Source organism: Promicromonospora kroppenstedtii, from assembly GCF_044389675.1.
Classification (GTDB): Bacteria; Actinomycetota; Actinomycetes; order Actinomycetales; family Cellulomonadaceae; genus Promicromonospora; species Promicromonospora kroppenstedtii.
This window is the reverse complement of sequence record NZ_JBIRYI010000003.1, coordinates 176563-193570: the sequence shown is the minus strand read 5'-3', so window position 1 is coordinate 193570 and position 17008 is coordinate 176563. Positions and strand designations below refer to the sequence as shown.

Below are 17008 nucleotides of genomic sequence, written 5' to 3'. Positions count from 1 at the left end.
ACGCCGCGAGCACCCAGACTGGGACCCATGGCGACGACGAGCGCGGGCCTCCTGCCCTTCCGGCGGCTGCCCGGCGGCGGCCTCGAGGTGCTGCTGGGCCACATGGGCGGGCCGTTCTGGGCCCGCAAGGACGCCGGTTCGTGGAGCGTGCTGAAGGGCGAGCTCGAACCCGGCGAGGAGCCGCACGCCGCGGCGCTGCGCGAGGCGGGCGAGGAGCTCGGGCTGGACCTGCCGGCGCCGTCGGCCCCCGACATCGACCTGGGCGAGGTGCGGCAGCGCTCCGGCAAGGTGGTGCTCGCGTGGGCGCGCGAGTGGCCGCGGCCCGGGCCCGATCTGGCTCAGATCGGCAGCAACATGGTCGAGGTCGAGTGGCCGCCGCGGTCGGGCAGGCGGATCGAGGTCCCCGAGATCGACCGCGTCGCCTGGTTTGCCCCCGATGACGCGCGGCGCGTCGTCGTCAGCGCCCAGGCGGCCTTCGTCGACCGGCTCACGGAGCACCTCGCCGGCTGAGCCTCGACCCCGGAGACCACGAGGCGGGCCCCTGCCGGGACCCGCCTCGGTTCAGCTCACCCCAGGATCAGGGCTCGATCGTCGGCACGAAGTTGTCCAGGAGGAACTGGCCCTCCTCGCCCGGGGGCAGCTCGCCGATGAACCGGCTGACCACGCCGGTCTCCTCGGACTGGACGAAGACCTGGAAGTCGATCGTCTCGACGCCCGGGGCGCCCCAGTGCTCGGTCTGCGCGGCCGTGAGCACGGCCTCCGAGGCGCCTTCGATGTCGATGTACGAGGCGTACCACCCGAGCTCGTTCAGCACCTCGGGGTCGGGCATCTCCTGGTCGATGAAGGGCGACTGCATCAGGATCCGCCAGTGCAGGTCGCCGAACTCGTCCGAGTAGATGGTCTCGGGTGACTCCCACTCGTGGCCGGCGCCGCCGTCGCCCACGATCGCGCGACCGGTCCAGTCGGCGGGGAGCTTGTAGCCGACGCCGTCCGTCTCGGTGGACTGCCAGGTGTCGGTCGCGCCGTCGGTGGGTTCGCCCAGCTCGATCGGGATGCCGACCGGGTCGCAGCCGGGCGGGTCCGCCACGTGGCTCGGCGCGTGCGCGGCGACGGCGGAGCATGCCGCCTGTGCGGGGGCGGCGACGGCGGCCGTCGCCGCCCCCGCCGTGAGGCCGACGACGAGGCCGGCCGTCAGGACGATGGAACGTGCCTTCTCGTGTGTGTGTCTCATACCACCTACGACGCAGCGGCCGGGTGGAAGGTTGTGCCACCCGGAAAAGATCCGAGAGATGTTTACGCAGGTCGGACGGCGTCTCAGCCCGTCACGGCGGTGAGGAACTGGTCGGGCCGCAGGGCGCGGGAGACGATCCGGGTGTCGCCGATCCAGCCGTAGAAGCCCTGCCCGTAGCGCTCGGCGGACTGGGTGCCGCCGATCGCGAACGGCTTGCCGAGCGTGGAGATGCCGCGGGACTCCTCGGCCGCGTTGCGCGCGATCTTCGAGCCGTCCACGTACATCACCGTGTGCCGGCCGTCGTTGACGAGCGCGACGTGCATCCAGCGGCCCACCGGGATCGCGTGGCTCCACGACGTCGGGTCGGCGTCGACGGGGACGGGATAGACGACGAACTGCAGGAACCGCTCGCCCGACAGGTTCAGGCTGCAGGTGGCCTCGTCGTCGGACCAGCCGCTGTGCTTGCCGGCGTCGCCCGCCCGGCCCTCCCAGCTCAGGATGCCCATCCAGGAGTGGTCGCCCTGGAAGGGCTCCGGCAGCTTCAGGAACGTCTCGATCGTGTAGCCCGACTCGAACCTCGCGCTGTTGACCGGCGCGTCCGGCCCGGTGCGCAGGACGGCGCCGCGGTCGGGAGACTTGCCGCCGTCGAACCGCAGGCTGGCGCGGGCCGGCTGGGCGTCGTGGTGCTCCGCCGACCAGGTCAGCGCCTCCGGGGCGCTGGCGTGCAGCAGCTGGGAGGTCAGGTCGTTCCCGTTGCCCGTCAGGTCGCGGGCGACGGTGCCGGGCGCAACTGGCGCGCCGTCCGACCCCGCGGTGGCCAGGCCCGCCTCGTCGAACCGCCAGTACGCGACGGTCCCGCGCGGCATGACGGCCGACGGCGGACGCGGCGCCGGCAGAACCGGGGGCGCGAACGCGGCGAACCGCTCGTCGAAGTCGATCTCGACGGTGAACCGGTCCACGTCGCCGCTCAGCTCGACGTGCTCCGCCTCCAGGGGCGTGGGCTCTTCCTTGGCCAGCAGCCAGGGCGAGAACGTCTCGACGTCGATCACGCCGCGCACCAGGTCGAACGCGTAGTACCGCACCATGCCCGCGCCGCCGTAGTAACGGTCCTGGTAGTTGGTGATGTGCAGGTGCACCGGGTGGCCCGCGTCGTTGGTCAGGGTGGTGCGGCCGGACGGCCAGTAGTGCCCGCCGAGCGCGAGGAAGATCTGGTCGTTGCCCTTGATGAGACGGTCCCAGAGGCGCTGCCCGTTGTCGGAGAGGTGGGCCGTGCCGTTGTCCTCGGCCCAGACCAGGTCGTGCGTGGTCAGGATCGCGGGCAGCTCGGCGTGGCGGTCGAGCACGCCCTGCGTCCAGGCGAGTCCCGCGTCGGACAGGCGCCAGTCCAGCGCCAGGACCAGCCACTCGCGCCCGCCGCCGCGCACCACGTGGTAGCTGTTGTAGCCGTCGGGGGAAGAGCCGCCGTAGGTCCCCATCCGGGAGAAACGCTGCGGACCGAACGTGCGCAGGTACGGCGAGTCGCCGCGCTGGTCGTCACCGCTGACGTCGTGGTTGCCGGCCAGCACGCTGTACGGGAGGCGGCCCGCGGCCTCGAACGCGCGGCTCGCGGCGCGCATCTCGGTGGCGGTGCCGTGCTCGGTCACGTCGCCGAGCTGGGTCATGAACACGATGTTGTCCCGGGCCTGCTCGCGCACGAGGTGACGGAGCGTCGCCCGGACCGGCTCGGCGTCGGAGCCGCCGTCGTCCAGGAGGTACTGCGTGTCGGGCAGGACGGCGATCGTGAACCGCGCGGCGGCGGCGTCCGGCCGCCCGCCCTGGGGCGCGGCGGACAGCGGCGCGGCGGACGCCGACGTCGTGCCCACGGCGGCCGAAGCCGCGGAGATGATCGGTACGGCCGCTGCCGCCTGGAGCAGGGAGCGGCGCGAGAGCTTGTTTTCCACGTCGGCATCGTGGCCGGGCCGGCTGGCGCAGGGGTGAAGCGAGTCCGAACGGCGGCTGACGATTCAGTCGTGGCCCGTCACGGCGAGTGGGCGCGGTCTCAGCATCGCTGGGGGAGGAGGGATATGTAGTAGACCGGGCTCCAGTTAGGTCGCGACACTGCTCCGTTCGAATTGCTGGGGTAGCACTTGATCACGGTGCCGGACTCCGTATAGGTGCGCAGGGTTGCCCCGCCCGTCTGTCGGTTGTTGAGCCAACCCGCGCCGATCCAGTTCTCCAGGGCATAGACGCCGTAGTCGTAGTACCAGAAGTCGGTGTACCACGACTGCGAACCAGCCTTGATCTTCATGCACGCGTACCCGACGCCACAGGCCGGCACCGTGTCAGGCTGATTGGTGTAGAACCGAGCGGGGGCAGGATTGCTCCATGGGCCGCCGACCAGCGGCGCGAATCGATCGGGCTGGACGGCGATCGTGCGTGCAGCCGCCATATCGTCCGCGGACAGTTGTTGTGCGGTCCGCGCAGTCGGCTCGGGGAGACCTGTCTCGGCACGGGCGATCGTGCTGGTTCCCGCTGTTCCCGCGAGCAACAGGGCGAGCACGCACCCAGTTCCGTATAACTTGATCGTGGATCGCATCTGAGATTCTCCTTTGGTGGACACGCATCCGTAGACACGGATGACTGGGCCGTCGACATCACCGTCGTGAGTGTTTCCCGCCATCGCAACAGTCTTCGGACGTACCCGAAATGCCAGGCTCTGCGTCCGGCGCAAGGTCACGAGCGGTCGTGAGTTCGGCAAGCGGGGCGTGCACCCCGGTGCGACGATCGGACGACGGGGGCTCGACCGTCCGGAAGGCTGAAGATCACCATGACAACGTTCACTGTCTGGAAGTTCGACGATCCTGGGGGCGCTCAGGCGGCGGCCGCCAACCTCAAGCAGGCGGCGTCGGAGGGCCTGATCACCGTGCTCGACCACGCCGTCGTGTCCTGGCCCGTCGGGCAGGCGACCCCGACCACCAAGCAGGCGCACGAGAACGAGTGGCGCGGCACCGGGTGGGGTGCGTTCTGGGGGCTGCTCCTCGGCAGCCTGTTCTTCGTCCCGGTCGTCGGCGTCGCCGCCGGCGCTGCGATCGGCGCCCTGGCCAAGCACACCGAGGCGGTCGGCATCGACCGGAAGCAGCTCGAGACCATCCGGGAACAGGTCACCGTCGGCACGTCCGCGCTGTTCGCGGTGACCCAGGACGGCGACCTCGACCGGGTCGGCGAGCGCTTCCACGGCATGCGCGGCACGCTCGTCGCCACCAACCTCACCGACGCGGAACGGTCGACGCTGCTGGAGACGTTCGGAACCTGATCTGCCCGGGTGATTCCGGTCGTCGAAATGATCGGTCATTTCTTTATACGTGACCTGCTGGGCTGTCCAGTCGAAACGACCATGATTGCGTGGACGCAACCCATTGTGCGTAGCGCAGAAGAACGAACGCCCCTCGCGGTGGTCCGCGAGGGGCGTTCGCCTGCTGGGGGAGGAGTACCAGCGACCGCTACCGGGTGATCCGGGCGGTGTTATGCCAGATCAGAGGCCCAGCAGGCACAGGATCTGCTCGAGGGTCAGGCCCAGGTTGTCGAGCAGGTTCGAGACGATGTCGATGAGGCTCATGTGAGCGAATGCCTTTCATGAAATGGGGATCACGGGACGATTCCCGTGAGTCGAACGGTGTTCGCGTTACATACGTTAAGTACACGACACGGACAGTGCAACGTGAATGGGATATTAGTGCGTAAAGCGCGGGATCATTAGCGTTGTGCTAAAGGGTCTGTGCCGGAAGCGTCCGGTCTGGCCGTAGGCTGACCGCCGTGCCGCTCTCCCTCTGGCTCGCCCTGGTCGGTGCGGGCGTCCTGATCTCCCTCACGCCCGGAGCGGGCGCGATCAACACGATGTCGAACGCCATGACGTCCGGCTGGGCGCGGTCGATCTGGGGGATCCTCGGGCAGCAGGCGGCGCTGCTCGTGCACCTCGTGATCGTCGCCGCGGGGGTCGGCGTGCTCGTCGCGGGTACGCCGTGGCTCTTCGACACCATCCGGTACGCCGGTGCCGCCTACCTGGTCTACCTCGGTGTGCGCCAGTTCCTGGCCAGGACCGGTCCAGGTGCGGACGCCGACGGCGGCGTCCGGCTGCCCGAGCCCGCCGGGTCGATGTTCCGGCGCGGGCTCCTGGTGAACCTCATGAACCCCAAGGCGGTCGTGTTCTTCCTCGCGTTCGTCCCGCAGTTCGTCCAGCCGGACCGCCCGCTGCTCGGCCAGTACGCGGTGCTCGCCGCGACCGTGGTGGTCATCGACGTCGTGGTCATGTGGTTCTTCTTCGCGACGACGGCGCGCGGGCTCGGCCGCCTGACGTCGGGGGAGAAGGGGTCGCGGGTCGTCAACCGGGTGTTCGGGAGTCTGTTCGTGGGGGTCGGGGCGCTGCTCGCGGTCATGCACTGACCGGCGGGGAGGCTGGTCTACCGCACCACCGCCGCCACCGCGCTGACCTCGATCAGCGCGCCCGGCACCCCCAGCCCAGCCACCCGCGCACCGAGCACCAGCGGCGGCTCCTCGGCGGCGAGCACCGGCGCGATGGCGCCGTAGGCAGCGGCGAGGTCGACGCCGTCGACGAAGAGGACGGTCCACTGCACGACGTCGGCGAAGGTCGCCCCGGCGGCAGCGAGCGCGACGCCCGCGTTCTCCAGGGCACGGGCGGACTGGGCCGCCACGTCGTCGGCGCCGACGAGCGCGCCCTCGGCGTCAACGGAGTTCTGCCCGCCGACGTAGACGGTGGTGGCGCCGGGCGGGACGACGGCGACGTGGCTGAAGGCGGGGCTGTGGACCAGCCCCTCGGGTCGAAGACGCTGTATCCGTTCCATGTCCCGATGCTGCCACTGGACACTGACACTCGACGTGGCAGGGTTCCAGGCATGACCGCTGACGCCGACGACGCTCCGGGTGCCGAGGGTGGCATGTACGAGGAGCGGCATCCCGACTCGCCGGACGTCGAGTGCGTGTGGCAGGCCCGCGCCACGCGCGACGAGCGCTACCTCACGCCCGCGGTCGAGTACTGGGACCTGTGGTTCGCCCGGCAGCCGGACGGCGAGCAGGCCGCGGGCCTTGCCGGTCCGGCCCTCGGGCACCGCTGGATCAGCTCGACGGTCGGCGAGCACAGCTGGGGCGTGCAGCTCAAGGCCCACGTCGTGGTGCCCGGCGTGAGCAAGCGGCTGCTGCTGGGCGGGGAGCAGCGGCTGACCGTCGAGGATCAGCACGTCACGATCGGGCGGCACCGGGTCGCCTTCCCGGAGTACGGCGAGCTGGAGGCGTTCGTCGACCGGCTGCTCGAGCTCGGTCTCCTGCACTCGGACGACGTCGTGCGGCGGGTGCTGTCCGGCCAGGACGTCGGGTACTCGGAGCGGCACCGGCAGCGGCGGGTCCGCGCCGCCACCGGCCTGACGGGCAAGCAGATCGCGCAGCTCGCCCGTGCCCGGGAGGCCTTCGAGCTGCTGCTGCGCGGAGTGGCTCCCGCCGAGTGCGCGGCCAGGTGCGGTTTCGCCGACCAGGCACACCTGACCCGGGCGCTGAGCGCATTCCACGGGCAGACGCCGGCCCGGATCCTGGCCGGCCGATGATGGCGGAAATCTTCAAGCCCGGGGCCCGCGGGGGCTGCTGGACTGAGGCCTCGCAACCGCACCGGTCACAAGGAGCACGATGCCCATCCCCGCGGCCCCCGAGGGCTACGCCACGGTCAACCCGTTCATCATCACGCGCGACGCCGAGGAGCTGATGCGGTTCGTCGTCGAGGTCTTCGGCGGCGCGGAGCGGCCCGAGGCCCGCACCGTCGACGACGACGGACTGCTGCTCCAGGGCGAGGTGGTCGTCGGCACGACCACCGTGATGCTGGCCGAGCGCAAGCCCGGCTGGCCGTTCACGCCGAGCCTGCTGCAGGTCTACGTGGACGACCTCGAGGCGACCCTGGAGCGCGCGCTCTCCCGTGGCGCCCGGCTCGTCACGCGGCCCACGGACTTCTTCGGCACGACGTTCGCCCGCGTCCAGGACCCGAGCGCCAACCTCTGGTGGGTGTGGCAGCACGGTGAGGCGGTCTGGGACGAGCCGGCCGAGGCGGCCCAGCCGGACGAGAGCTGGGACGCGGCCTCGGCCGACCTCACCTACATCCACGACACCCTGCTGGATGCGATGTCGACCCTGCGCGACCCCGCGAGCTGAGATCAGCGCACGGTCGCCCCCAGCGCGTGCCGGGCCAGCGCCTCGAGGACGCCGATGCCGTCGGACGAGAGCACCGACTCCAGGTGGCCCTGGACCGAGGCCACGCCCGGGCCGCGCAGCGCGGTGAGCACGCCGTCGTCGTCGGCCGACGGTTCGAGGGCGAGCCGGGCCACGGGGTTGTCCGCGTCGGCGGCGTCGACGGTGGTCAGCCGCGCGCCGAAGGTGTTGTAGTAGCCGACGGCGGCGGTGGTGCCGAACACGTCGGCGGCCAGCCGCACGCCCTGGCGCGGCGCGGGCAGCGGGCGCAGGGGGAAGCCGGCCAGCCCGGCGAGCACCTGGTGGCTCAGGCAGACGGCGAGCAGCGGGCGGCCCGCGGTGACCCGCTCGTGGATCCGGCGCGTGATGGCGGCGATGCGCGGGTCGTCCTGGTCGCGGGGGTCGCCCGGCCCGGGACCGAGCACGACGAGATCGTCCGTGAGCACGTCGTCGACGGTGTCCCACCGCACCACGCGGGCGTTCATGCCCAGGTGGTCGAGCTGGTGGGCCAGCATGGTCGTGAACTGGTCCTCGTGGTCGATCACGAGGACGTCCTGCCCGGTCAGCGGCGAGGTCTCCGAGGTCGCGGCGGGGGCGGTGTCCTGCGGCCGGACCCAGAACTCCGCGAGCTGGGCGTTGCGGACGGCCAGGGCCTCGGCGACGCCGTCCTGGGCGTTCAGGTCGACGACGGCGTCCGGCGCCGTGCCGCGCGGGACCAGCCCGAGCGAGGCGAGCACCCCCGCAGCCTTCGCCCGGGTCTCGGCGACCTCGTGCTCGGGCACGGAGTGCCGCACCAGGGTGGCGCCCGCGGGCACGGACACGCGGCCGCCGTCGTGCAGGTAGGCGGTGCGGATCAGGATCGGGGCGTCGAGCGAGTAGCCGGCCGGGCCGGTCGCGCCGTCGGCGCCCTCCGGCTCGAAGAGGGCGAGGAACCCCGAGTAGTAGCCGCGCGGTCGCGTCTCATGGCGGGCGATGACGGTGCAGGCGTTCTCCATGGGCGACCCGGTGACGGTGGGCGCGAACATCGTCAGGCGCAGCGCGTCGCGCGGGTCGAGCGTGGTACGGCCCTCCAGCAGGTACTCGGTGTGGCTCAGCCGGGCCATCTGCTTGAGGTACGGGCCCACGATGCGCCCGCCGTCGGGGCACAGCGCGCTCATCATCTTCATCTCCTCGTCGACCACCATGAAGAGCTCCTCGTTCTCCTTGGTGTCGCGCAGGAAGTCCAGCACCCCCTCGCGGGTGGGGCCCGACGCCGGGTGCCGGTAGGTGCCGCTGATCGGGTTCATCCGGGCGACGCCGTCGCGCAGGGTCAGGTGCCGCTCGGGGGTGGCGCCCGCCAGGGACACCGCGGCCCCGGGGCCCGGGGCGTGCACCGCGAACGTCCAGTACGAGCCGACCTCGTGCGTCAGCAGCGCCCGGAACCAGGAGGTCAGCGTGGGCACCGGCGCCGCGCCGGTGTGCGCCTCGAAGCTGCGCATCACCACGAAGTTGGCGCCGGCGCCCTGCCCGATCTCGTCGTCGATCACGCGGCGCACGATCCCCGCGTAGCCGTCGTCCGGGGTGTCGAAGCCGAGCGGCTCGGCGGCCACGGGTTCGGGCGGCAGCACCGCGAGCGCGTCCGACAGCGGGACCCGCTCGGCCTCGCGGACCACCAGGCAGCGCAGGGGAGCGCCGTCGTCGCGCACGGTGAACCCGCGCTCGCGGGCCTGGCGGTAGGGGACGACGGCGAGCACCGGCGCACCGTCGAGCGGGATGTCGCGCAGCAGGTCGGCATCGACGACGTCGCCGGTCAGCACCTCGACCTCGGTGCCGCCGTGGCGGCGCAGGAGCGCGAAGGGGAGAGAGCCGTCGGAAGCCAGGACCCGGTCCAGGAGCGGGTGCCGGCCGGTCGAGCCAGGGTGGAGGGACATGTGGAGCCTCTCGGTTCGGGGTGCTCGCCCGGAACCGGGAGTCTCGTGGGGAAACACGAAACGACCGCCTCGGGCGAGGCGGTCGTGGACGTGTGAGTGGATGCGTCGCGAGCCCGCCTAGTCGGCGGGCCACCAGTCCAGGCAGATGCGGGGCGACGTCATGGCCGGAACGTTAGCCGGGTACGGGCGGGGTGTCCACAGGTGCCCGCGGCAGTGCCACGTCCGGTCGGCCGGTCGCGATGGTCCTGGTCAATCGCAATTCATCATTGTGTGCCGGTTTCTGAGGGCGGAAAGCAGCTCGGCGAACGCTCTTTATCTCCTTTGTCCGGCGAGCAATCATGAGTGATTCCCCAGTACGAGCGAAGATCGTCCTCGTCGGTGCCACCCTTCAGTGACTGGAGCGATCTTGTTGCCCGCATCGAACCCGACTTCCCCGGTCCCCGGGCTCCGGAGCCCGGACCGGACGCTGCGGCTGGTGGAGCACCTCAGCCGCAGCCCGGAAGGGCTCACCGCCAAGCAGCTCGCCCGGCGCACGGGCATCCCGGTGAAGACCGTCTACCACCACCTGAGGACGATCGTCGACCGTGGCTGGGCGTGGCGCGGCGAGGAGGGCCGCCACCACTTCCTCCCGGATGTGCTCGGCCCCGCCGTCGACGTGGCCGCGCGTCTCGACCGGATCCGGCCGGTCCTCGCCAGGCTGGCGGCGGCCACCGGGTGCGGCGTGTTCCTGACCTCGCTCAGCGGCGGGCAGCTGACGGTGGTCGCGCACAGCGAGTTCACCGGCGCCCCGCGGCTGGACGACCTCGCGGACGGGTTGCCCGAGGCCGCCCACGCCACCGCCGGCGGGCAGGCGCTGCTCGCCGCCATGCGCTCCGACCACCGGCACCGCTACCTGAAGGCGTCCGGGCTCAGGCCCTTCACCGGGCAGACCGTCCGCAGCCAGGGCGAGCTCGACGACAAGCTCCGTGCGGCCGCCGCCACCGGCCTCTACACCGAGCGTGGCCAGTGCCGCAGCGACGTCGCGTGCTCGGGGGTGATCGTGCGGACCGGGCCGCGCGCGTCGGACAACCTCGCACTGGCCACCGCGATGCGGATCGACCTGCCCGACGTCCGGCGGCGCGCCGCCGACCGGCTCCTACGGCTCGCGCTGGCCGACCTGGTCCCGATCCTCGGTCCCGCGCCCACGCCCGAGGAGCTCTCCCGCGACGCGGAGCACCTGGACCACGACCGGACGTCGCGAAAGGGCGCGTTCTCGCGACCGTAACGCATTCGGTACCCGTCATTCATAAAACCGGTTCCACGGCTATTTTCTGCAATTATCGGCCGCTAGATCTGCGTGCAGCGTATAGGCCGGCGCGCTTTTCGCTCTTAGCGTGGTCAGCACGTCGGGTCGTGTGAGTCCGACGTGATCCGGATACGACTGACCGCCGTCATGGACGAAGGGCTCGAGATCATGGGTGTGACGCGAACCGTCAAGGAGTTCGAGGAAGTGTCAAGGGGGCTCGACGTCGTGGGACGGGCGATGTTCCCGGCGCGGCCCGCTGGGACGACGCCGTCGACGAGGAGCCTGCTGGAGCTCACGGAGCTGCTCGAGGGCGCACCCGTCGTCGCCGTGTGCGAGAGCAACGACATGCGCAACGTCGGCGACCACTGGTCCGCGGTGGGCCGGACGGTCCAGTGGGTCGAACGGCTCGGTCGGACGATCAGCCTGTACGAGGCGGCGTCGCTCCAGGACCTGGGCAAGCACTCACCGCTTCAGGGCAAGCTCGTCATCGTCGGCGGCAGCGGGCTCGTCGGGCCGGGGAGGTTCGAGTCCTGCGTGGAGTCGATCTTCCGCCAGCGGCCGGCCGCGGTCGCCCTCTGGGGCATCGGTCACAACTTCCAGCAGGGCGTCCACCTGGACCCGACCACCGGCTGGCGCCGGCGCGTGCTGAAGGACGGCGTGACCCGGCTCTGGCCGGAGTGGCTCGCCAAGGCCGACGTGGTCGGTGTCCGGGACTGGGACGCGGGCATGCCGTGGGTCCCGTGCGCGAGCTGCATGCTGCCGGCGTTCGACGTGCTCCGGGAGCGCGAGCCCGAGCGCGAGTTCGTGGTCCTGAACCACTACGAGCGTGGCATCGACACCTCCCGGCCCCTGGCCGCGGGGGTCGAGTTCGAGCACATCACGAACAACACGGAGGACATCTTCGACACCCTGACGCGCCTCGCCTCGGCGAAGGTCGTCGTGTCCAACTCGTACCACGCCCTCTACTGGGCGATGCTGCTCGGCCGCGGCGCGGTGGCGGTCGCGCCGAACTCGACCCGGTTCCACGGGTTCCGGTGGCCGGTCTCGTACGCGAGCCAGGCCGACTGGCTCGGCGCCGTCGAGCACGCGCAGCCGGCTCCTGAAGCCCTCGGGCAGGCGCGGGAGGCGAACGTCGAGTTCTCCCGCCGGGTGCTCCAGATCGGGCGCAGCCTGGGCCTCGTCGACCCCAGGGAGGCGATCGACCCGGCCGCGGGGGCGCGGATCGAGACGCTGACGGCGCGCTGAGCCGGTGCCGGGATGGGTACGGCTGCTGCGCGACCGGTCGCTGCGGTGGTACTGGCTGGGACGTGTGCTCTCCCTGGTCGCTGCCTCCGTGGTCCTCGTCGCCACGCCGGTCGCGGTCTACCAGCAGACGGCCTCGGCCCTGTGGGTCTCGGCGCTCGTCGCCGCTCATGGCCTGCCCTACCTGGTGCTGGGTCCCGTCGCGGGAGCCGTCGCCGACCGGAACGACCGGTCGGCTGTCCTGCGGGCCTGCGAGCTGATCACCGCGCTGGCGGTCGGCACCCTGCCGGCGGCCGCCGCGTTCGACGTCCTCACCCCGGTGCACGTCGTCGTCGCGGTGGCCGTCGCGCGCTCTGCCTTCGTCTTCGCGGACGCCGCCAACTTCGGGCTGGTGCCCGCGCTGGCACCCCCGGGCCGCCTCGCCGAGGTGACCGCGCTGATGTTCGCCACGAGCAGCGTCGTGGAGATGGCAGGCCCGGGGCTCGTCGGCGTCCTGTCGGTGCTCCTGCCCACCTCGGCCACCATCGCCGTCGGCGCGTCGGCCTCGGCGCTGGCCTACCTCTGCTTCCGGCTCGGCGGCCTGCCGCGCGCGACCGGTGTGTCGCAGGTACCGCCGGGCGTCCGCCGAGCCGTCCTCGACGGGGCTCGCTGGTTGGTCTCGCACCCGCGGGTGCGCTCGACCATCCTGCTCGGCGTGGCCGTCACCGCGGGCCAAGGGGTCTTCGTGTCCCAGGTGGTCCCCTGGAGCGTGCGGCGGCTCGGCGTCCCGGCCGACGGGGGCACCACCGGCCTGCTGTTCGCGGCGTGGGCCGTCGGCGGCCTGGTGGCGACCTTCGTCGTCCCGGCGGCGACCCGCCGGACGACCGAGCGGAGCGTCGCCTTCGCGGGGACGTGGGTCGCGGCGGTCGGCGCGGTCGGCTGCGCGCTCGCGACGACGGTATCGGTCGCGCTGGCCCTGACGGCACTCTGGGGCTCGGGCTATCTCGCGGTGGTGCTTGCCACCGTGGTGTGGCGCCAGCTGAGCACGCCCGACCGGCTCCGGTCCCGCGTGAACACGGCCGCCCGGATGGCGGCCTTCGGCGTCGGCTACCCGGTGGGCGGACTGCTCGGCGGGTGGGTGGCCACCTTCGCGGGACCGCACGTGGCGCTCGCGGGAGCCGGTGTCGTCATCGCTGGCGTGGCCGTGCTCGGCCTGCGCGGGAGGAGGGGGCGGGCATGAGCCTCGTCGCGTCAGGCGCGCGCGGTCGACGTGCGCAGCTCCGACGGTGACAGGCCAGTCGTCTCCTTGACCTTCCGGGAGAAGTGGAAGCTGGTCTTGAAGCCGCAGCGGACGGCGATGGATCCGACCGGGAGCCCCGTCGAGGTCAGCAGCTCCACGCCCAGGGAGATGCGGCGGTCCCAGAGGTAACGGACCGGCGTGGTGTCCATGTGGGTGCGGAACATCCGGACCAGGTGCGCGGGCGTGACGGACGCCGCCCGGGCGATGTCCGTGAGCGTGATCGGCTGCTCGAGGTGCTGGTGGATGTACAGGCGGGCCTCCTCGATCGACCCGGGCAGCGCGGCGGGCAGGTTCCGGAACTCGGCGATGAAGCGCCACAGCAGCGCCGTCGCGAGCGCGTCCACCAGGGCCCCGTCGGCCGTGAGCCGGGTCTGCTGGGTGGTGACGGCCTCCCGGGCCAGGTAGGTCAGCGCGGAGGAGAGCGTCCTGGTGGGCCGGAGCGACTCCAGCCAGGCGCGCATCCCCGCGGTCGAGTGCTCCATCCGCCCCCGGACCAGCGTCTCGGCCGTGTCGAGGTGCTCGTTGAACCTGATCTCCTCGGTGTGCCCCGGCAGGAGGAGGCAGATCTCGCCGGCGGAGACCTGGCGGGGAGCGCCGCCGTCCAGGGCGAGGGTCATCGACCCGGAGTGGATCAGCATGAGCTGGATCTCCTGCTGCCGGCGTGGCCCGATGCGGGAGCCGGCGGGCTGCACGAGCTGCCTCGCCGTCGCGTCTGCGATCCGGAGGCGGCGCGCGCCGGCATCAAAATGGGACACAGACCAGTGTATTGCAGTCATGTAAATAATGGTCAAATCCTGGTGTCATCTTTGTATGCGTGAAAACGAGACACAGCTTCTTGTCGTAGGTGGCGGAGTAGGCGGCGTCATGGCAGCGGTGACCGCGGCCCGCCGCGGAATTCGTGTGGTGCTCACCGAGCCGACCGATTGGCTGGGCGGCGTCCTGACCGCCCAGGGCGTTCCGCCGGACGAGCACGTCTGGATCGAGCAGTTCGGCAGTACCGCGACATATCGGGAATATAGAAACGCGGTCCGGGAGTACTACCGGCGGTACTACCCGCTGACCGACGAAGCGCGGAGCCGCCGAGCGCTCAACCCCGGGGGTGCCAAGGTCTCCGACCTCTGCCACGAGCCCCGGGTCACGGTCGCCGTGCTCGAGACCCTCGTGGCCCCGCTGCGCGGCTCGGGCCTGCTGCGTGTTCTCCTGGAGCACGAGCCCACCGCGGCCGAGACCGACGGCGACCGGGTCACGGCGGTCACGGTGCGCAGCCGGCGGACCGGCACGACCACCGTGATCTCCGCCGACTGGGTCGTCGACGCGAGCGAGACCGGCGAGCTGCTGCCGCTGGCCGGCGTCGAGCACGTCACGGGCGCCGAGGCCCGGGCCGACACCGGTGAGCCGCACGCCGCGGCCGTGGCCGACCCGCTCAACATGCAGCCGGTGTCGGTGTGCTTCGCGCTCGACCACCGGCCCGAGGAGGACCACACCATCGACCGGCCGGAGGGCTACGACCTGTTCCGGACCACCCGCGCCGTCGACTGGCCCGAGGGCCAGCTCTCCCTGACCGCGCCGCACCCGAAGACGCGCAAGCCGGTACGGCACCAGTTCTGGCCCAACCCCGACGACGACCCGCTGGCGATCCGGCCCGACTACGCGGACCAGCGGGTGGGCTCGATGGACCGCAACCTCTGGACCTTCCGCCGCATCGCGGCCAGGGCCAACTTCCGGCCCGAGACCTATCCGAGCGACCTCACCCTCGTGAACTGGCCGCAGATGGACTACTGGGGCGGGCCGGTCTTCGACCACCCGGACGCCGACGCGCACGTGCGCGCCGCCCGCGAGCTGAGCCGATCGTTCCTCTACTGGTTGCAGACCGAGGCGCCCCGCCCCGACGGCGGTACCGGCTGGCCCGGTCTGCGCCTGCGCGGCGACGTCCTCGGGGACACCGCCGACGGGCTGGCCAAGAGCCCGTACATCCGGGAGTCCCGGCGCATCCGGGCCGAGCACACCATCGTCGAGCAGGAGCTCTCCCTCGCGGTACGTGGCGACGCCGGTGCCGTCACCTACGCCGACAGCGTGGGGGTGGGGATGTACCGGATCGACCTGCACCCCTCCACCGGCGGCGACCCGTACATCGACATCGGCTGCTGCCCGTTCGAGCTGCCACTGGGGGCACTCGTGCCCGTCCGTGTCGAGAACCTGCTCCCCGGTGCCAAGAACATCGGCACCACGCACATCACGAACGGCGCCTACCGGATGCCGCTCATGGAATGGAACATCGGCGAGGTCACGGGCCACCTGATCGCGTTCTGCGTGCAGCACAAGGCGACACCACGGCAGGTCCGGGCCGACGAGGACCTGCTCGCCGACTTCACCCGAGAGGTCGAGACGGCCGGGATCGAACGGCACTGGCCGCGGGTCGCGGGCTACTGACGGCCGGGGACGGGCCGACATCGAGGGCGACGAGGCCCTCCTGTCCACGCAGGAATCATCAAGGGAGATGACGACATGGGTACGACACGAAGGACGACTCTGGTGACCGCGTCGGCGACCGCGCTGCTGGCAGCGGTCACGGGATGCGGTGCCGGCACGGACGTCTCGGACTCGGGCGAGGTGGTGGTCACCTGCGCGACCTGCCAGGAGAGCCCGACCGACCCCTTCCTGCAGTACAACTACGAGGCCGCGCAGCGATTCAACGAGAAGTTCGCCGGGGACTACCGGATCGAGACCATCGAGAACGCGAACGCGGGCTCCAGCGACGACCGGCTGCAGTACTACCAGCGCCTGGCGCTCGCGGACGACCTGCCGGACCTGTTCCAGCTCAACTCCGGCGAGATCAAGGCCATGGAGCGGACCGGCAGGCTCCACGACTTCGCGCCGAGCCTGGAGGCCGATGGCGACTGGGCAGCGAGTTTCTACGACCAGGCGTTCGACGCACTGACCGGCCCGGACGGCCAGGTCTGGGCGATCCCGCAGCAGCGCGACGCGATCGGGATCTACTACAACAAGGAGCTGCTCGAGGCTGCCGGGTACGAGCAGTTCCCGACCACCTGGGACGAGTTCGAGGACCTGGCGGCGACACTCAAGGGGCAGGGCAAGTTCGCCGTCGCGCTGGACGGCGACTGGGCGACGAAGCTCATGTGGGCCAATCTCATCGGGACGCAGCCCGGCGGGGCCGAGTTCCTCGGCGAGAGCATCGCCGACCTGGAGGACTGGGGCGACGTCCCAGAGGTCGTCCGAGCCACCGAACGGCTCCGCGACTGGCACCTGCAGGGTTACGTGAACGCCGACGCGTTCTCCGGCGACTTCCAGAACGCGGCTGCCCCCTTCCTGACCGAGGAGGCGGCGACGGTGCCCAACGGGCCGTGGTTCGTCAAGACCAACCTGACGACGGACGCTGCCCCGGGCCTCTACGAGAAGACCGGCTACGCGCCGGCACCCGGCTGGGCGGACGGCGGCCAGGGCACGGTGGTCGTCTCGGGCGCCGGCTGGGTCTCAGGGACGACGGACGAGCGCGAGCTGGAGGCGGTCGACGCCTTCGTCAGGTTCATGTCGTCGCAGGACGAGGTGCTCGCACAGGCCGAGGCGACGGGCGCCAACCCGCCGGTCCGGGTCGACGCCGCCGCGACCGACGCCGCCGACCTGGAACCGCTGGCGACGGGACTGATCGAACAGGCCGCTGACCTGGAGTACGCGTACCCGCACGCCCGGGTGCACGGACCCGCGGGACTCGACACGTCGTGGAAGAACCTGTGGCCCGCCTACGTGAAGGGCGACCTGGACACCGACGAGTTCCTGCAGCGCCTGACCGCCGACTCCGCGTCGAGCGCGCAGTAGGAGGC

General features: G+C 71.5%; 16 protein-coding genes. 10 read left to right on the top strand and 6 right to left on the bottom strand.

Going from position 1 to position 17008, the window contains the following annotated elements; all coding sequences use genetic code 11:
• Positions 1 to 27 precede the first annotated feature (27 nt).
• Entirely contained in the window at positions 28 to 510 is a 483-nt protein-coding gene (locus ACH47X_RS06575) for an NUDIX domain-containing protein (protein ID WP_397402564.1), read from the top strand.
• A 67-nt stretch (positions 511 to 577) separates the two neighbouring features.
• Here ACH47X_RS06575 and ACH47X_RS06570 read toward each other — a convergent pair whose 3' ends face one another.
• From ACH47X_RS06570 to ACH47X_RS06560, 3 genes are all read right to left on the bottom strand, one after another.
• Positions 578 to 1231 (bottom strand): hypothetical protein, encoded by a 654-nt coding sequence (locus ACH47X_RS06570; RefSeq protein WP_397402562.1) that lies wholly within the window; start codon positions 1229 to 1231, stop codon positions 578 to 580.
• 83 nt (positions 1232 to 1314) lie between these two features.
• Positions 1315 to 3171 (bottom strand): LamG-like jellyroll fold domain-containing protein, encoded by a 1857-nt coding sequence (locus ACH47X_RS06565; RefSeq protein ID WP_397402560.1) that lies wholly within the window; start codon positions 3169 to 3171, stop codon positions 1315 to 1317.
• 98 nt (positions 3172 to 3269) lie between these two features.
• Positions 3270 to 3770: a hypothetical protein gene (locus ACH47X_RS06560; protein WP_397402558.1), complete on the bottom strand. Its 501-nt coding sequence runs from the start codon at positions 3768 to 3770 to the stop codon at positions 3270 to 3272.
• A gap of 267 nt (positions 3771 to 4037) precedes the next feature.
• Between ACH47X_RS06560 and ACH47X_RS06555 the strand changes: the two genes are divergently transcribed.
• Positions 4038 to 4523, top strand: a complete 486-nt coding sequence (locus ACH47X_RS06555) for a DUF1269 domain-containing protein (protein WP_397402556.1) — start codon at positions 4038 to 4040, stop codon at positions 4521 to 4523.
• Between the two features lie 500 nt (positions 4524 to 5023).
• Positions 5024 to 5650, top strand: coding sequence for a LysE family transporter (locus ACH47X_RS06550; protein WP_020014453.1), 627 nt, complete (start codon positions 5024 to 5026; stop codon positions 5648 to 5650).
• 17 nt (positions 5651 to 5667) lie between these two features.
• Here the strand turns inward: ACH47X_RS06550 and ACH47X_RS06545 are convergent, their stop codons facing one another.
• Positions 5668 to 6069 (bottom strand): RidA family protein, encoded by a 402-nt coding sequence (locus ACH47X_RS06545; protein ID WP_397402553.1) that lies wholly within the window; start codon positions 6067 to 6069, stop codon positions 5668 to 5670.
• A gap of 51 nt (positions 6070 to 6120) precedes the next feature.
• Between ACH47X_RS06545 and ACH47X_RS06540 the strand changes: the two genes are divergently transcribed.
• Together ACH47X_RS06540 and ACH47X_RS06535 are read left to right on the top strand one after the other, a co-directional pair.
• Positions 6121 to 6822 carry a helix-turn-helix domain-containing protein gene (locus ACH47X_RS06540; protein ID WP_397402550.1) on the top strand — a complete coding sequence of 234 codons (702 nt, stop codon included), beginning with the start codon at positions 6121 to 6123 and terminating at the stop codon, positions 6820 to 6822.
• Between the two features lie 79 nt (positions 6823 to 6901).
• Positions 6902 to 7417: a VOC family protein gene (locus ACH47X_RS06535; RefSeq protein WP_397402548.1), complete on the top strand. Its 516-nt coding sequence runs from the start codon at positions 6902 to 6904 to the stop codon at positions 7415 to 7417.
• A 2-nt stretch (positions 7418 to 7419) separates the two neighbouring features.
• On the opposite strand, the gene ACH47X_RS06530 is transcribed toward ACH47X_RS06535, so the two are convergent.
• Positions 7420 to 9363 carry a chorismate-binding protein gene (locus tag ACH47X_RS06530; protein ID WP_397402546.1) on the bottom strand — a complete coding sequence of 648 codons (1944 nt, stop codon included), beginning with the start codon at positions 9361 to 9363 and terminating at the stop codon, positions 7420 to 7422.
• A 391-nt stretch (positions 9364 to 9754) separates the two neighbouring features.
• Here ACH47X_RS06530 and ACH47X_RS06525 point away from each other — a divergent pair, with 391 nt between their 5' ends.
• The 3 genes from ACH47X_RS06525 (at position 9755) to ACH47X_RS06515 (ending at position 13109) form a co-directional block, all read left to right on the top strand.
• Complete coding sequence (locus ACH47X_RS06525; RefSeq protein WP_397402544.1) at positions 9755 to 10627, top strand: IclR family transcriptional regulator; 873 nt, start codon at positions 9755 to 9757, stop codon at positions 10625 to 10627.
• 141 nt (positions 10628 to 10768) lie between these two features.
• The gene (locus ACH47X_RS06520; RefSeq protein WP_397402542.1) at positions 10769 to 11893 is read left to right on the top strand and encodes a hypothetical protein; all 1125 of its coding nucleotides are present in this window, start codon (positions 10769 to 10771) and stop codon (positions 11891 to 11893) included.
• Positions 11894 to 11897: 4 nt separating this feature from the next.
• Positions 11898 to 13109, top strand: coding sequence for an MFS transporter (locus tag ACH47X_RS06515; protein ID WP_397402540.1), 1212 nt, complete (start codon positions 11898 to 11900; stop codon positions 13107 to 13109).
• A gap of 11 nt (positions 13110 to 13120) precedes the next feature.
• On the opposite strand, the gene ACH47X_RS06510 is transcribed toward ACH47X_RS06515, so the two are convergent.
• The gene (locus tag ACH47X_RS06510; protein WP_397402538.1) at positions 13121 to 13945 is read right to left on the bottom strand and encodes a helix-turn-helix transcriptional regulator; all 825 of its coding nucleotides are present in this window, start codon (positions 13943 to 13945) and stop codon (positions 13121 to 13123) included.
• A gap of 7 nt (positions 13946 to 13952) precedes the next feature.
• Here ACH47X_RS06510 and ACH47X_RS06505 point away from each other — a divergent pair, with 7 nt between their 5' ends.
• A complete protein-coding gene (locus ACH47X_RS06505; RefSeq protein ID WP_397402536.1) occupies positions 13953 to 15599 on the top strand; it encodes an FAD-dependent oxidoreductase in 1647 nt (548 codons plus the stop codon).
• A gap of 102 nt (positions 15600 to 15701) precedes the next feature.
• Positions 15702 to 17003 (top strand): ABC transporter substrate-binding protein, encoded by a 1302-nt coding sequence (locus tag ACH47X_RS06500; protein ID WP_397402534.1) that lies wholly within the window; start codon positions 15702 to 15704, stop codon positions 17001 to 17003.
• The last annotated feature ends 5 nt before the right edge of the window (positions 17004 to 17008 follow it).

What these genes read in the sequence shown, in the direction of transcription:
- ACH47X_RS06505 (WP_397402536.1), top strand. Translation starts at nt 13,953, where the DNA reads ATGGTCAAATCCTGGTGTCATCTTTGTATGCGTGAAAACGAGACACAG.
- ACH47X_RS06540 (WP_397402550.1), top strand. Translation starts at nt 6,121, where the DNA reads ATGACCGCTGACGCCGACGACGCTCCGGGTGCCGAGGGTGGCATGTAC.
- ACH47X_RS06570 (WP_397402562.1), bottom strand. Translation starts at nt 1,231, where the DNA reads ATGAGACACACACACGAGAAGGCACGTTCCATCGTCCTGACGGCCGGC.
- ACH47X_RS06575 (WP_397402564.1), top strand. Translation starts at nt 28, where the DNA reads ATGGCGACGACGAGCGCGGGCCTCCTGCCCTTCCGGCGGCTGCCCGGC.
- ACH47X_RS06555 (WP_397402556.1), top strand. Translation starts at nt 4,038, where the DNA reads ATGACAACGTTCACTGTCTGGAAGTTCGACGATCCTGGGGGCGCTCAG.
- ACH47X_RS06530 (WP_397402546.1), bottom strand. Translation starts at nt 9,363, where the DNA reads ATGTCCCTCCACCCTGGCTCGACCGGCCGGCACCCGCTCCTGGACCGG.
- ACH47X_RS06535 (WP_397402548.1), top strand. Translation starts at nt 6,902, where the DNA reads ATGCCCATCCCCGCGGCCCCCGAGGGCTACGCCACGGTCAACCCGTTC.
- ACH47X_RS06510 (WP_397402538.1), bottom strand. Translation starts at nt 13,945, where the DNA reads ATGACTGCAATACACTGGTCTGTGTCCCATTTTGATGCCGGCGCGCGC.
- ACH47X_RS06545 (WP_397402553.1), bottom strand. Translation starts at nt 6,069, where the DNA reads ATGGAACGGATACAGCGTCTTCGACCCGAGGGGCTGGTCCACAGCCCC.